Annotated in this window: 10 protein-coding genes (1 of these 10 only partly in view); 3 read left to right on the top strand and 7 right to left on the bottom strand. The window is 39.1% G+C overall.

Going from position 1 to position 15838, the window contains the following annotated elements:
* From porV to RCC89_20975, 4 genes are all read right to left on the bottom strand, one after another.
* Positions 1–1113 carry the 5' portion of a type IX secretion system outer membrane channel protein PorV gene (porV, locus tag RCC89_20990; protein ID WMJ75613.1) on the bottom strand. 123 nt of this gene lie to the left of the window's left edge, so 1113 of the gene's 1236 nt are visible here — the first part of the coding sequence; its start codon is at positions 1111–1113; its stop codon lies beyond the left edge, outside the window.
* A gap of 49 nt (positions 1114–1162) precedes the next feature.
* Entirely contained in the window at positions 1163–5032 is a 3870-nt protein-coding gene (gene porU / locus RCC89_20985) for a type IX secretion system sortase PorU (protein WMJ75612.1), read from the bottom strand.
* A gap of 243 nt (positions 5033–5275) precedes the next feature.
* A complete protein-coding gene (gene pssA / locus RCC89_20980) occupies positions 5276–5989 on the bottom strand; it encodes a CDP-diacylglycerol--serine O-phosphatidyltransferase (GenBank protein ID WMJ75611.1) in 714 nt (237 codons plus the stop codon).
* A gap of 4 nt (positions 5990–5993) precedes the next feature.
* The gene (locus RCC89_20975) at positions 5994–6635 is read right to left on the bottom strand and encodes an MBL fold metallo-hydrolase (protein WMJ75610.1); all 642 of its coding nucleotides are present in this window, start codon (positions 6633–6635) and stop codon (positions 5994–5996) included.
* An 89-nt stretch (positions 6636–6724) separates the two neighbouring features.
* On the opposite strand from RCC89_20975, the gene RCC89_20970 reads away from it, so the two are divergent.
* Genes RCC89_20970 through RCC89_20960 form a run of 3 tightly spaced genes read left to right on the top strand, consistent with a single transcriptional unit; the run spans position 6725 to position 12166 of the window.
* Positions 6725–7804 carry an FAD-dependent oxidoreductase gene (locus RCC89_20970; GenBank protein ID WMJ75609.1) on the top strand — a complete coding sequence of 360 codons (1080 nt, stop codon included), beginning with the start codon at positions 6725–6727 and terminating at the stop codon, positions 7802–7804.
* A 7-nt stretch (positions 7805–7811) separates the two neighbouring features.
* Entirely contained in the window at positions 7812–10997 is a 3186-nt protein-coding gene (locus RCC89_20965) for a hypothetical protein (protein ID WMJ75608.1), read from the top strand.
* Positions 10998–11002: 5 nt separating this feature from the next.
* Positions 11003–12166 carry a serine hydrolase gene (locus tag RCC89_20960; GenBank protein WMJ75607.1) on the top strand — a complete coding sequence of 388 codons (1164 nt, stop codon included), beginning with the start codon at positions 11003–11005 and terminating at the stop codon, positions 12164–12166.
* Between the two features lie 411 nt (positions 12167–12577).
* On the opposite strand, the gene argH is transcribed toward RCC89_20960, so the two are convergent.
* The 3 genes from argH to argB are packed head-to-tail and all read right to left on the bottom strand — an operon-like array spanning position 12578 to position 15836.
* Positions 12578–13912, bottom strand: coding sequence for an argininosuccinate lyase (gene argH / locus RCC89_20955; GenBank protein ID WMJ75606.1), 1335 nt, complete (start codon positions 13910–13912; stop codon positions 12578–12580).
* Positions 13913–13954: 42 nt separating this feature from the next.
* A complete protein-coding gene (locus RCC89_20950) occupies positions 13955–15022 on the bottom strand; it encodes a M20 family metallo-hydrolase (GenBank protein ID WMJ75682.1) in 1068 nt (355 codons plus the stop codon).
* Positions 15023–15041: 19 nt separating this feature from the next.
* Positions 15042–15836, bottom strand: coding sequence for an acetylglutamate kinase (gene argB / locus RCC89_20945; protein ID WMJ75605.1), 795 nt, complete (start codon positions 15834–15836; stop codon positions 15042–15044).
* Between the last annotated feature and the right edge of the window lie 2 nt (positions 15837–15838).

Here is a 15838-nt window from a genome sequence, read left to right as displayed (position 1 = left end):
AACCTGATACCTTACGCCAAAACCCATGGTAAAGTACTGCCTGTTTCCTTTGTATCTGTGCTCGTGAAAGTATCCTCCTCTGACAGCAAATAAGTCATTGTACCAATACTCTATACCAAATGAATAATATAGCTCTCTTAACTCTTCCTGGAATCCTCCTGGTGCATCATAAAAAGAGGTAATCATTCCATTGATTAGTGATCTGTCCTCCACTGGTCTTCCTGCTAAAGTTCGATTGCTTCCATCTGGATATGTTAAGATTCTTCCATCCTCATCTCTTTTATATACCGGAGGAGTCGGTACCATCAACTTATTTACATCAGCAATAAAAGTGATTTTATTGTAAGGGTCAAGCTCAGTGGTAAATGCAGCACCTACTCTTAGATTTGTAGGAATAAAGTCTCTATCATCGTTTCCTGAGTACGAGATTTTTGCACCAATATTTGTGATTGCAGCACCTAAAGCAAGGTTTGCAGGTGTGCCACCAAGTTGTAGGTCTCTATTGTAGTACCACCCGATGTCACCGGCAGCAGTATTTCCTGGTCTTGCGGGTTCTCCGGTAGAGGCCAGTGTAAAGTTTCCTGCTAAGTTTGAATGTATATACTTCATCCCAATGGCCACACCCATATTGTCACTAAGTTTTCTGGAGTATGTTAATCCTGTAGAGAACTCTCTAGGGCGAAATTCATTTAAAGGTTGGCCTGCTTGGTCGGTAAACTGAATATTACCCATATTAAAGTACTTAAGCTGGAACCCAATGGCTTGTTCTCGTGTTATCTTTTTGTATGCTGTTAAGTAGGACAATGACATGTCGTTTACTAACTTTCTTAGCCATGGGGTATAAGATATGGATGCACCCATATCATTTTCAATAAAAGCTAACTTAGCAGGGTTCCAGAAAATCGAGTTTGCATCTGGAGAAGTAGCGGCTCCGGCATCGCCAAGGGCAGCGGCACGCGCATCCGGTGCTATAGTTAGAAAAGGAACCGCAGTAGTAATTGCCCTTCCTTCTTGGCCAATAAGATCCTGTACGTCAGGATTGGTCATTTGTGCATTACCTGAATGGTAAATTATGTTTAGCACACAAACTATTAGTAAAAGTTTTCTGGACATGTTTGGGTTTGTTAAATGTCAAATATAAGTTTTTTTATTTATATTCTCTTTAATTTAATATTACTAGTTTTTGGTATTTGAAATTAGACGATCCGTCTCTAAGGGAACGTACATTTACCTTATATACATATACACCTTTTCCAATCTTATCACCAAAATCGTCACGCCCATCCCAGTGAATGTCTTCGAAGTGTGATGAGCAAGCATAACACCTTCCGTCTAAGGTTCTTATTAATGTCCCAGAAACGGTATAAATTTGTACCAGTACGTCTAGGTCTTCACCTGCGCGGTTATGGTCAAAGTGAAAAGTAGTGTTGGTTGAAAATGGATTGGGGTAATTCAATATATGTTTTAAAGCAAGTTTTTCATCTGTAGCTACAATAAACTCTACATAAGCGTCACCTGGATTGTTGTGGGTGTCCCAAGCCTTGAATTTTAACGAGTGGTTTCCTTCTTCAAGGTCTCTTAATGGATACTCAACCCTCCCTTTTTGAAAATTGTCAAGTTCTGCAGTGTAGTAGTCATTGAGTACTATTACATTTGGTTTGTCATCTATAACGGCTGTGATTTCATGACCGACGCCTGTCCCTGCTACATTGATGCCGCTTTCATCAAAAAGTTTCGCAATTAGTTTGGGATTGTTATTGGTTACTCCTCCAAAGACAAATGACTCATCGTTCATGAAAAGCTCTATCTCTGGTGGGGTGGTATCTTCTGCTGCCTCAGGATCGCTTCCCCCTATTACTACTGTGGAATGGTGACCATGTGCATCTGTAGCTTGGTATTCTTTTTGTGCATACATGCTGATTTTTCCATAGCCAAAGTTGTATGAAATATCTTTGGGTACTATGAAGGAAACACTGAATTCACCACCGCTTACACTTGCTTGCCCATCATAAATAAAGTTCCTCTGCACATCAAATTCCATTGGGCTGGTGCCGCCTGTGCCGTATGTTCTTAATGTAGACATTTTTTCAAATACGGTAATATGGGCGATACCATTAAAATCATTGAGAAGTCCTCCGTTGTTGTTTCTAATTTCGCCCTCTATGGTGATCTTACTTAGTGCCCTTAAGGTATCGGTATCTTCACCTGCTCTTTTAATACCTGTTACGACCATTTGCTCCTGAGGGTAAGCAAGCTTTAAAGAAGGGTCGCCTAACAAGGCATAGTTTCTATTGTTCACCCCAACCTGTCCTTCATTTTTAGCTTTACGCGTTACATCGCCCATGCCCGGTTTTTCATTATTGGCTAGATCTTCAAACATAAACTCGTATATGGCGAGGTTGATGGTTCTGTTACTAGACTGGTACACAGGTCTTGTAGAAGAAAATATCCCTATGCCTCCTCCATTGGGCGACAATACCAGCGCCTCTCCTCCTGATTGGATACGTGGGTCGTCATAAACCCCAAAGTCACATGTGGCCGTGATGAAAAATGCAAGGTTGTCCATGTTTCTCCACCGGCGTATTTGTTGCACGTCCAAAATCCTTTCGTCTGCCCATATCTCCTGCCCCCCATGCCCACTATAGTTCATGATCAATGTCCCTTTTTCAATAGCCTGGTCTATAGCTTCATTTACAGCAGGGGCTATTTCTCCTGCAGGAGATGGTATTTGCGGGTAAGCATCTATGAAAATTTTATTGATGTTATATTCTTTATGGTTTTCATAAACCTTGTCAGAGAGCATTTCTGCATCTCTCATATGCGAGTTTCCGTCCCCGTCATCGGCCACAAAGGTTACCCTGTTACGCCAATTCCCTAACGATTCGTTACTTTGATAGTGTGAAATTTTGCTCACCACGGCCTCTGCTTCTGATGTATTGTTTACTGGTAGACGACCAATGCTGATATCCAAGGTATGGTTGGAACTACTGTTTCGGTCTTCTGGCCAATAGCCCTCATTGTCGTCTAGAAAACCAAAATAGTCATCTGATGAGTACGAGAATATATTATGCAATGATTCTCTTGACTGATAAACCGGTACGTAGCCTGCGCCATTTCCTTTAATGTTTTTATAATCATAAGAGCAGTCGCCAAACAATAATAAATACCTGAGCGTATCCGCACCTGAGCCTCTATCATAGAGTAACTTCATAAAGTCCCTAATTGCAGTGACATCTGGCGATCCTGAAGAAAATTCGTTGTATACCTGTTCAATAGAGACCACTTCCACCTTTAGGTTACCTTCTCTTCTTTTGTTTTGGGCCAGCTTGTTTGCTTGGCTCATAAATTGATTTCCTGAGACGATGACCATATGAGGAACACTACCAGCTGCGATTCCACGTAAGTTTTGGTTTGAAATTTTTTTATCAAACACAGGAGTTGAAAAATTGTTGCCCGAAAAAACAATAAATTCTTTCAGTTCTGATGTGCTCGTTGTAAAAGTTGCCTGGCTGCCATTAAATGTGAAATTTTGGTTTAAAGGCTCCACGTGATTTGTAATGTCCCAAATGCGAAGACCGGAAGCTGTTGTTGCGATCTGAAACCTCGATACATTTTCCGAGGTGCTTTCTATAGAGCGGAACATGGTTTGATTGCCATAGAGTCTAAGGGCTCTTTTGGCGTTTATTTCCAAGTAGTTTAGATACCCTTTGGCCGACCCTACTCCTCGCTTATCATAAGAAAGGCTTATGTTTAAATTTCCTGAGCTTCCTACTGAAGATTGGTTTACAGTAAATATGTTTCTCGCGTTTCTTCCTTTTTGTCCATAAGTTGTATTAGGAATATTTGAAATGGTTTGTGTACCAGCTTGGACGTTGTTGATAGATAGTGAAAACCTGCTTTGGGAAATCGAAGCTGCCATAACGGCAGAGGTGATTTTTATATCGGTTCCTGCGACTATCCCTGGTAAATTGAAGTTGAAATTTCTTTGTGTAGTAAAGTCAAATAATTCTCCATACCATTCTCTTCCTGAATAAAGTATGTTGTCTAAGTCTCTTTCATGAAATACTCTTTCGTCAAAAGTTGCGATTGTTTGGGCAGGGGTTCCTGCTTCAGGGGCATTGGCAATTCTTTTTCCGTTGTGTTCTGACCCGACGGTCAGGAAGTAGTAAGCATGGTCTGAGTAAACATTGAAAGTATGATTAAAGATTTCTTCCGAATCATTGTAGTGCCATGTGTGTGGCCCTTGGGCGTAGAAAAGGATATAATCGCCTCTGTTAAATTCGCCGTTTGCTTCACCTTCTACATAAATGGCATTTTCTACCAAATCGGCATATCTTTCATCACTGTTTGCTTGAGGTAACATGCCTCCTCCATTTCCATAAATTTGGATTTTTCTAGGGTCAATGGAAGATGGGTTTAACCCCATCTGTTGTAGCATTTCATAATCTATTTTATGGATTCCGCTTTCTGATATCCGCATTTTATACCAATCTCCAGTAGAAAGTACAGAGGTTAAAGCTTGCTTTTGCATGCCTCTGCGTTGAGTTTGATGGCTGGTTTCTGATTTTTTCTCTACTAATGGTTTTGTAGAGGTTTTTTGATATTTGTAGCTAAAGGAAGTGAGTTTTTCGTAGCTCCCTTTACTTTCACTATATCTTATGGGGATAATACGAACAAAGGAGATAGGGGTTTTATTTTGAAACCCTAATGTAATATCTGTTTTGTAATTTTTTTCTTTATAATCTTTAAGAGAACTTTTTTCTTTTTCAGATAGTTGATCTACGGTAGTATTTTCAAGCTCAAAAGTGCTTATATGGCCTGTTATTTTTATTTGATATAAAGGCAGGTGGTTGTTTTCGACAATATGTATGGCGCCCTCAAAAGAAGGAATATCAAGTTTCTGGTCATTCTCATCTTTAATAGTAGTAGATTGATTCCAGTTTAGGGTAACTTGCTTCCTTCCTTGGCTTTTGGCAGCAGCTATACAGATTAAAAAAAACAGAAAAGTTAGTATTATCCTGAATCTGTTCATCAAGATAGGTTTTATCCTCCGAAGTTTGGTTTATTTTGTAATACGTTTCAAGAAACGATTAATGAACGAACACTAAGTACATTTATTTTAAATCGGGATTAACTTTAAAGATTGTAACCCGTCATGTTATAATAAGTGTTAAGTAATACTTGCTATATCAGTGCTTTAGGTTTATGTTAATTTTTAGGTTTTCTCCTTTATGGCCTTGAAATACACAGACTACTATATGTTTTTTTATTAGCTTCATGGGTGATAGGTCCTCTCTATCAATGACAAAATAATGTATAATATAATTATAACAGGTATGGCATATAGCTGCAACACAGATAGAGCTATTACAGAAACTATAATCAGCAAATATCTAAATATATTGTCTTTCCAGGAAAAGCCTTTGAACTTCAACGATATCAACCTTATTTCGGACACCAGTAGCAGTGATGTGACAATGGTTATAGCTGCTAATATATAGGTGTTTTGCAATGCGAAAAAGAAGACATTATCTTGGGGTACCCTTACTATTAAAGCAAACGAAGCTATTAATATTGCATTGGTAGGGGTGGGTACGCCAATAAAGTATGTGGTTTGGCGCTCATCTATGTTAAACTTTGCTAAGCGCAAAGCAGAAAATATGGGTATAAGCACAGCAAGATAAGATATTGCAGGAATGCTTTCATTAAATAAATATTGACCTACCACAGAAAAATGAAGAAGTTGGAACATGATCAATCCCGGAAGCACTCCAAAGGTAACCATGTCTGCCAAAGAATCCAGTTGCTTGCCGATCGGGGAGGTTACACGTAACATCCTGGCTGCAAATCCATCAAAAAAGTCAAAGATGCAAGCTAGAACAATGAGCCATGCGCCCATATACAACCGGCCATTTAATGTTTCAATAATTCCTATAAAGCCTGATGCCAGGTTTAGGCAGGTGATGAAGTTTGGTATATGTTTTTTCATTTGCCTAATAAATCATGCAAAAAGGGTTATGGCGCATTTCTTCACCCATATTGGTAGCAGGGCCATGCCCAGGGTAAACAGTAACATCTTCTCCTAGAGGAAATAGTTTTTCCCTGATGCTGTTAATTAGTGTATCATGGTCTCCTCCTGGAAGGTCTGTACGCCCTATGCTGCGATGAAATAGCACATCTCCTGCTATACATTTTTTTTCTTTCTTATTATAAAGAGCTATATGCCCTGGAGCATGACCTGGTACAAATAGGACTTCCAGCTCTGTGTTTCCAAAGATTACTTTATCGCCTTCTTTTAAATAAGTGTCAGGTTCGGACTCCTCATAATTATAGAAACCATAATTTGGGGCATAAACTTTTACTGCACGTAGTGTTTGCTCGTCTATTTGATGGATAGCCAAGTCTACTTGGTAAAACTCTTTTATAAATTTATTGCCTAAAATATGGTCTATGTGGCAGTGTGTATTGATTAGCTGCTTAACTTTTAGCTTGTTATCGCTAATAAAAGAGGTCAATTCATCTTTTTCATGCTTTTCATAACATCCTGGATCTATAATTACACACTCATTGGTCTCATCGTAAAGGACATAGGTGTTTTCCTGAAAAGGGTTAAAAACAAAACTCCGTACTTCCATTTTTTTATTTTTTATTTAGCAAAATTAAATAAATATCATTCCTGTAATGATAAATTATTGGTTATTTTACAAAAAATATAGTTTTAGGTTTGAAAAAGTTTGATTTTGTTATTGCTGGCCAAGGGCTGGCAGGTACTGTTCTTGGTTATACCTTAGAGGAAAAAGGGGCTAGTGTATATTATGTCAATCAGGCAAAAAAAACTTGCTCCTCATCTGTAGCCGCGGGTATTTTTAACCCTATTACCGGCAAAAAAATGGTACTTACCTGGTCCGCAGAGAAGCTTTTTCCTTATCTTACAAGATTCTATCAAAACCTTGAAAAGCATTTAGGGACATCTTTTTTTTACCCTCTTCCACTTATTCGTCCTTATGCATCTATAGAGGAGCAAAACTACTGGGAAGGTAGGATGTCTGAAAAGGAAATTCAAAAATTTGTACACTCCGAATCGATCGCTAGTTCTTGTAATACCTATTTACATGCTCCTTTTGGAGGGTTTGAAATTGACATGGCTGGCTGGGTCGATTTGCCGGTATTGCTGAAATCTTATTACGAAAAATCCTTGCGTCATAACATATATGAAGAAGGAGCGTTTGAATATCATGATTTGAAAGAAAGTGATGGAGGGTATCAATGGAATGGTGTAGAAGCCAAAGGCATAATTTTTTGTGAAGGCAGTGCAAGTGTTGAAAATCCATTTTTTAACTGGCTGCCGTTTAGTTTGTCCAGAGGCGATATCCTCACTATTGAGTCAGATGAATTGCCTTCTGATAAAATAGTAAATAAAGGTGGTGTTTTTGTGGTGCCAATTGGAGGAAACAAGTTTCGTACCGGGTCTACCTATGAACGCCATTTTACGGATCCTGGCCCTTCTGAAAAAGGGAAAAAAGAAATTCTGGAGAAACTAGAAAAGATTTTAAAAGTACCTTTTACGGTAATAGCGCATCATTCGGGGGTAAGGCCTGCGGTTCGGGATCGGCGGCCTTTGTTGGGCGCACATCCTGAAAGAAAAAATATGTATATATTTAATGGACTTGGTGCAAAGGGAGTTTCTTTGGCTCCTTATTTTGCAGAGGAGTTGACCAATTTAATTTTATTTAACAAGGAACCAGATATAGATGTTAATATTCGCAGGTTTTATACGTTATATAAGCCGGCAAGCCAGAGCTGAAAATATTATGCATTTTAATAAAGTTTGTTTTTTACTGCTAACGCTTTTTCTTTTTGCGACTAAGGTATATGCACAACAATCTCAGACATTGTTTGGGCAAAACCGCGTACAGCATAGGGAGTTTAATTGGAAGTTGCTTACTACTGCTAATTTTGACATATATTTTTATGGCAATGGTAAAGAGCTTGCTAAGCAAGCAGGTCGGCATGCAGAAGAAAACTATAATAGAATTTCCGAACAAATAGGTTTCTCAAACTACGGGAAAATAAAGCTGGTTGTCTATAACTCTGTGATGGAAATGCAGCAAAGCAATATTGGTCTTGAAAGTGACCATTATACGGTAGGTGGACAAACACATTTTGTAAAGGCTAGAGTAGAAGTGGCTTTTACCGGTAACCATGCTGTCTTTCGTGAAGAGATTTTTAGAGGGGTTGCGTCTGTCGTTATTAATCAAATGCTTTTTGGCGGTAGCTTAAAAGATATTGTTCAAAGCTCTTACTTGTTGAGCCTACCTGAATGGTTTGTAAAAGGGGCTTCTGCCTATATAGCCCATGGTTGGAGCAGGGAAATGGACAATTATATGCGCGACTTGGTGCTTAACAAAAGAATTAAAAACCCTAGCGCATATTCTGGTGAAGAGGCTGTCAATGTGGGACAATCTATCTGGAATTTTATTTCCAAGAGGTATGGTAGGACTTATATGCCTACCATTATGTCTTTAACTAGAATTATCCGTAATGAAGAGACCAGTATAGAAAGCATCATAGGAGTGCCTTATGGTGTGATAATCCGGGAATGGGAGAATTATTATATCTCCATGGCTAGGGAGCTGGAGAACGAGTATTTCCTACCCGATGAAGACGTGCAACTGATTAAAAAGTACCTAGGTGGCGATAGCAGGATCAAAAGTCCAGTGATTAACTCTGAGCAGACCCGGTTGGCTTTTGCTATTGAAAAAGAAGGCCGGTATAGAATTATCGTGAGGGACCTTGAAGAGGGGAAGAATAAAGTGGTCAAGTATGGTGGAAGAAGGTTAGTACAACAACGTGTAGACCCCAATATCCCTCTTTTGGCTTGGCAAAGTGAACATGTGTTGGGTATTGTAGAAGAAAAGAAGGGAAAGCCTATTATGACCTTGGCCAATGTTGGTTCTGGGAAAAGCAACGAAAGAAAATTGCCTGCTTTTACTCAAATACATAGTTTTACTTTTTCTCATGATGGGAAAAACATGCTCATGAGTGCCGATAAAGAAGGTCAAAGCGATATTTTCATTTTGGATATGCAAAGGAATGCATTGTCGCAAATTACCAATGACCTTTATGATGACCATAACCCTGTTTTTATAGGCAAGTCAAATGAAATAGTTTTTAGCTCTAACAGGTTTGACGATACTTTATTTGCCGATATTAATCATGACTATGTATTTCGGTCTGTAAAAAATGATTTTCACCTCTATCACTTCCAACCTTCGGACAAAAGTCAGGTAAAAAGGATTACTAGCGCTGGCAACAATATAAAACCTTTTGCTCAAAATGACGATGTGTTTTATCTCTGTGATGAGAGGGGGATTCTAAATCTTTATAAGTTAAGGGTTTCAGAAGAAGGCTCGTATAAACAAGTAACGGCTTTTGAACAGGATATTGAAGACTATTCTATTGGAAAAGATGGTGCATTTGCTTTCCTGATGAGGCATCTAGGGAAAAGGAGGTTTTTGTATCATGATAACTTCGATTTTAACAAATCATATAATACTGTTTATACTCGAAGGGCTCAGTTGGCCTTACCGGTGAAGACTATAAAAATTGATGAAGAGTTTAAGTTTGAGGATGTAGATGAGGAAATCCCTGAAAAGAAAAAAGCCGAAGAAGAGGAAGAGATAAATATTCATGACTACCATTTTGAGAGCGACAAAAAGCCGAAGAGGAGGCGGGAAGAGCCCTCTGCAAAAGCAGGTAATAATGATGAAGAAGAAGAGGGGGAAGAGGCAGCTCCATTAGAAATATCGCCTGCCCCTGTTTACGGGCCATATAAATATAAAAGCTTTTTTAGCTTAGAGCGAATTACCTCTTCGGTTATGGTAGACCCATGGCGAGGTATGGGTATACTCATGCAAGCTACCATGTCTGACATTATGAATAACCATAGGATTACTGCCGGAATTTTTGGACTTGCAGATTTTAGAACTAGCAATTTACATGCAGAATATAAGTATTTAAAGCACAGGGTAGATTTTGGGGGAAGGTATGATAAAGAAACATTTGTTCTTGGAAGTCATGGGGGTCATAGGTATACCATGAACCGAATAGAGGGAACGGTGTCTTACCCTTTTAGCCAACATGCACGAATTTCTGTTTCTCCTTTTGTGGTTCATACAAGAATTACTGACCTGGTAGAAAATCCTGCCACTCTAAGGTACAATGCTGATGTGGTTAGTTTGTATACAGGGTTGGCCTATAGGTATGTTTACGATAACACGAGATTACACGGATTGAATATGCCGGACGGTACCAGGGGACTTCTTTCTTTAGAGTCTTATGTTAACCCTGTAAACCGAGATGCTAGTTTTAATGTATTTCATGCTGACTTTCGGAAGTATAAGAGAATCCATCGCTCTTTGACTTTGGCAGGAAGGGCCAGTTACGGTCATTTCTTCGGAAACGCTTCTCATAATTTTATGTTAGGAGGAATGGATAATTGGCTGATGAACGATTTAAACACATCTGGAAGCAGAAACCCAATAAACCGGGTAGCTGGAACTACTGATTTACTGTTTATGAGGTTTGCTACTAATCTTAGAGGGCACTCTTATAATGCACAGTGGGGCAATCAATTCTTTTTGGTTAATGGGGAAATTAGATTGCCTGTAGCCAGTTATTTAGGCATGGGAATAGTAAGCTCAAACTTTTTGAGAAACCTTCAGCTGGTTGGGTTTTATGATGTGGGAACAGCTTGGTCTGGAGGAAACCCTTTTGATGCCGATAATATTACAAGGGTCGATGAGGTTCATGCAGGAGGTTCTGACCCATTTTATGCGACTGTAACCAACTATCGTAGCCCACTGCTAATTGGTTATGGCCTTGGGGTAAGGACTATGTTTCTTGGCTATTATGTAAAGATGGATATAGCATGGGGAATAGCAGAACAGATTAGGCAAGGAAGTACCTACTATTTAACTTTTGGATTTGACTTTTAACGGATATGTCAAAGTTTTTTGGGAAGTGGAAAAAGGCTTTATTAATTTTTCTGTTGTTTATTCTGTTGGTAAATATCGGGATTATTCTACTTGATAAAAGGTTTGTATATAGGGCGCTATGGTACAATTTTGTAGGTATCGATGATTATAGGATATTTCATAATAGGGAAATTTCAGCAAGTCCAGATCCACAACCTTGGCCTTTGGCTTCAGAATATAACCAGTATGAACTTAGCCCTAACCTCAGGCAAGGATTAGAGCGGTTAAGAACGGTTGCGTTTTTGGTTGTTAAAGAAGACTCTATTAGATATGAAGAGTACTGGGATGACTATGGACCATCTTCTTTATCTAACTCTTTTTCCATGGCAAAGACTTTTGTAGGTATGTTGGTAGGTATTGCTTTGCACGAAGGTAAAATTAAGAGTCTTGATCAGCCTATTGGAGATTTTCTCGAAAACTATAAAGGGGGAGAAAAAGATAAAATTACCATCAGACATTTGCTTACCATGAGTTCGGGTTTGGAATGGGACGAAGCCTATGCCAGCCCTTTTTCAACCACCACCGAAGCTTATTATGGGACGGACTTGCAACGAACTGTTGGGCAGTTGGAAGTGGAGGAAGAACCTGGTGTATATTTTAATTATAAAAGTTCTGATACCCAGCTATTGGCTTTTGTTTTGCAAAATGCTGTGGGTATGCCCATAAGTCAATACCTTGAAGAGAAAATTTGGCACCCAATAGGTGCTGAACATGCTGCTAAATGGAGCTTGGATGGTGAAGGCGGCGTAGAAAAAGCTTATTGTTGTATAAACTCTAATGCCAGGGATTTTGCAAGAATTGGCAAGCTGTATTTGAACTATGGCAGGTGGAACAACGAACGTTTAGTCGACTCGGCTTATGTAGCCCAATCTATAAGTCCTGCTGATTTATATGACCCTCATAACCATGGAGAACCTATTAACTTTTATGGATACAAATGGTGGCTTATCCCTGATTATAAAAAGCTAGGAAACGTTTTTTATGCACGAGGGATTTTGGGGCAATATATAATTAATGTCCCTTCTAAAGATTTGATTATTGTACGTTTAGGGCATAAAAGAGGAATGCCTGCTGGAAAGCACTTTGAAGAGGTTTTTTTAATGCTTGATGAGGTCGCAAATATGTTTTAAGCTAAGCTTACATAGGGCCTGCTGAAAAAGTCACAAGTGTGCAAGATACGCATGGCCTTACATGAAGACGTATTGGAATACTTCGAATGTAAGGCCATAAAGTAGATTGTGCGCTTGTGGCTAGCCCAAAAAAGTATTGGGTTAAAAGCTTCTCACTTTAATGTGCACGGAAAAATAAGAAATAACCGAAAAAACCTTGCACCCATACCTCCTAATTCTTATACAAATATCAACAGATCAATGTTTTGGGCGTTTTTCAGCGCGCCCTACATATTTACTGGGGAAGAAGGAACCAAGCCCTACATGTTGTAAGACTTGGCTGTTCCTGTTTTTTTAACCTGAAATCAAATACGCTGATTTTTTGTTCTTTTGCCCCTCATAACGAAATCTAATGCATCATAATCCAGGTTTTTAATCTAAAAGCGCTTGAAGCTTCTTGTCGGCCTTTTCGAAATTAAACGATTGGTAAATCGATTCCATTTCTTCTTTAATTTGCTCATTGCACAAATTGCCTATACTTCCTTCGTGGCTGTGAGTAATATTTTCAGGCCTAGCAAATTCATTGTTTTCTATAAGCAAACCAACTCTTTTATACGCATCTCTAAAGGGCACGCCTTCAAGGACAAGCTGATTAACCACCTCTACACTGAAAAGGTACTTATACTTTTCATCATCAAGAATATTTTCTTTAACAATGATGTTTTCCAACATAAACGTTGCAATTCTTAAGCAGTCATTTATATCTTCAAATGCTGGTAAAAAGTTTTCCTTGATTAGCTGTAGGTCTCTATGGTAGCCCGATGGTAGATTAGTTGTAATTAAAGAAATTTCGTTTGGTAAGGCTTGTAATTTATTGCATTTCGCCCTGATGAGTTCAAATACATCTGGGTTTTTTTTATGGGGCATAATGCTGGAGCCTGTAGTGAGTTCATCTGGGAAAGTTATAAAACCAAAGTTCTGGTTCATGTACAGGCATATGTCCATCGCCATTTTTCCCAAAGTAGATGCAACGGAGGAAAGTGCCGCGCTCACATTTTTCTCAGTTTTTCCTCTTCCCATTTGAGCATAGACAACGTTATAGCTTAAGTTGTCAAACCCAAGAAGTTCTGTGGTCATTGTCCTGTTTAGTGGAAAAGAAGAGCCGTAGCCAGCGGCAGACCCTAAAGGGTTTTTGTTGCTAACCCGATAGGCCGCTTGTAACATCAGCAGGTCGTCGGTGAGGCTTTCTGCATAAGCTCCAAACCATAAGCCAAAGGAAGATGGCATGGCTATCTGTAAATGGGTATAGCCTGGCAGTAAGTGGTCTTTATATTTATTGCTAAGAGAAACAAGGACAGTAAAAAGTTCCTTTATATTTTCTACCGTATGCCTTATGGCATCTCGGGTATATAGTTTTAAGTCTAATAAGACTTGATCGTTTCTTGACCGGCCGCTATGTATCTTCTTTCCTACATCTCCTAACCTACTAGTAAGCAATAGCTCTACTTGAGAGTGAACATCCTCTACGCCTTCTTGAATAGCAAATTTCCCTTCTTTAATTTCTTTATATATGTTTTTTAGCTCTTTGTGAAGGATATCAAGCTCTTCCTTTTCAAGTAGGTTAATGCTTTGGAGCATTTGGGTATGCGCAAGCGATCCAAGTACATCAAATTCTGCCAATAATATGTCCAGCTCACGGTCTTTGCCTACTGTAAACCGTTCTATATCCTTATGGACGCTTTTGTCTTTTTGCCAAAGTTTTGTCATTTGAAAAAGAACAGGCTCTTAATAAGAGCCTGTTGGTTAAGTTTATTTTATAACTATTTCGCTTAACATATTAATATACCTCTCAACACCCTGCTCAATTTCACTAAGCCAAATAAATTCATTGGCTGTATGAGATCTTTTTGAGTTGCCTGGTCCCATTTTTAGCGAAGGGACACTTAGCAATGCTTGGTCTGATGTTGTAGGTGAACCATACGTGTTTCCGCCATGCTTAATACCTGCCAACACTACAGGGTGGTTAGGGTCTATACTGGATGGTTTTAACCTGACTGATCTTGGATGAACTTCAGATGTAATATTGTCCTCAATGATCTGAAGCACTTCTTCGTTCTTGTACATTTCAGTGATACGAATATCGACTACATATTTACAAGTGTCAGGAATTACGTTGTGCTCAGAACCAGCGTTTATAACTGTTACTGACAATTTAACCGGTCCTAAAGTTGGCGATACTTTTTTGAACTGGTAACTTGTAAGCCATTGAATATCTTTAATTGCAAGATATATAGCATTTTCGCCTTCTTCTCTTGCGGCATGTCCTGCTTTACCTTTGGCAATACAGTCCAAAACCATTAAACCTTTTTCGGCAATGGCCAAATCCATTTGTGTAGGCTCTCCTACAATGGCAAATTCTAGTTCTCCTAGATCAGGAATTACAAGTTCCAGGCCATTCATGCCTGAAATTTCCTCTTCTGCTGTTGCCGCTATGACAAAATTGTATTTCATATCTTCTTTGTCATAGAAGTAGCAGAATGTAGAAATAAGTGAGCTAAGGCATCCGCCAGCATCATTGCTACCCAAACCATAAAGTTTGCCGTCTTTTACAATAGGGTCAAAAGGGTCGTTGGTGTAGCCTGAGTTCGGACGAACGGTATCATGGTGTGAGTTTAATAGGATAGTAGGCTTTTTCGGGTCGTAATACTTGTTGAAAGCCCATACATTGTTCATTTTGCGATGAGTTTCAATGCCTCTATCGGACAGAAACTGAACGATCAAGTCTGCTGTCTTGTCCTCTTGTTTGCTGAAAGATTCTATTTTGATGAGTTCTTTCAGAAGTTCAATAGCATCTTTTTTGTAACTAGCAATATCCATAATAAAAATATGTTCGTTTTTATTTAAGAACCAGTTTGGTCCCTTTTCTTTCATTTAAATTAAGAATGGCAAGTAGGTCATCTGCGTGACAGATAGTGACAGATTCGGCTCCTGCTTTAATGGCATCAAAAGAATTGTCCATTTTAGGAATCATTCCTTTGGCCACCACACCTTCTTCTTTCAACTGTTGATATAAAGCCCCGTCTATTTGGTTGATAACGGAATCTTTGTCATTGATATCCCGCATAACTCCTGGCAGTTCGAAGCAGTAAATTAGTTCGCTTGGGTTAAGCTTGCTAATGCCAACAGCTACTGTAGACGCAATGGTGTCTGCGTTTGTGTTGAGCATGTTTCCATTGCCGTCATGGGTTAAAGGTGCCATTACCGGTGTTATGCCTGCTTTCAATAATACAGAAAGTGTTTCAGCATTTACCGATTTTACATCGCCCACAAATCCATAGTCGATGTTGTTTTTAAGGGGGCGTTTGTCAGCACTGATAACATTTGCGTCTGCTCCGGTCAGTCCCATGGCATTGCACCCATAGGATTGCAGTAGACTGACTATTTTTTTGTTTATCAGTCCTCCGTAAACCATGGTAACAACACGTAGTGTCTCAGCATCTGTAATGCGTCGCCCGTCAACCATTTGGGCTGCAATTCCTAAGCCTTTGCTGATTTCTGTGGCTATTTTGCCTCCACCGTGTACAAGAACCTTTGGGCCTTTTACAGAAGCAAAATCTTTAAGGAACTTTTTCAGAGTAGCATCATCATCAATAACATTCCCGCCAATTTTAATAACTCTTATTGTATCCATAT

It is taken from the genome of Cytophagaceae bacterium ABcell3 (genome assembly GCA_030913385.1).
GTDB lineage: Bacteria > Bacteroidota > Bacteroidia > Cytophagales > Cytophagaceae > ABcell3.
Note: the sequence above shows the minus strand (reverse complement) of the source record. Positions and strands in the feature narration are given on the sequence as shown.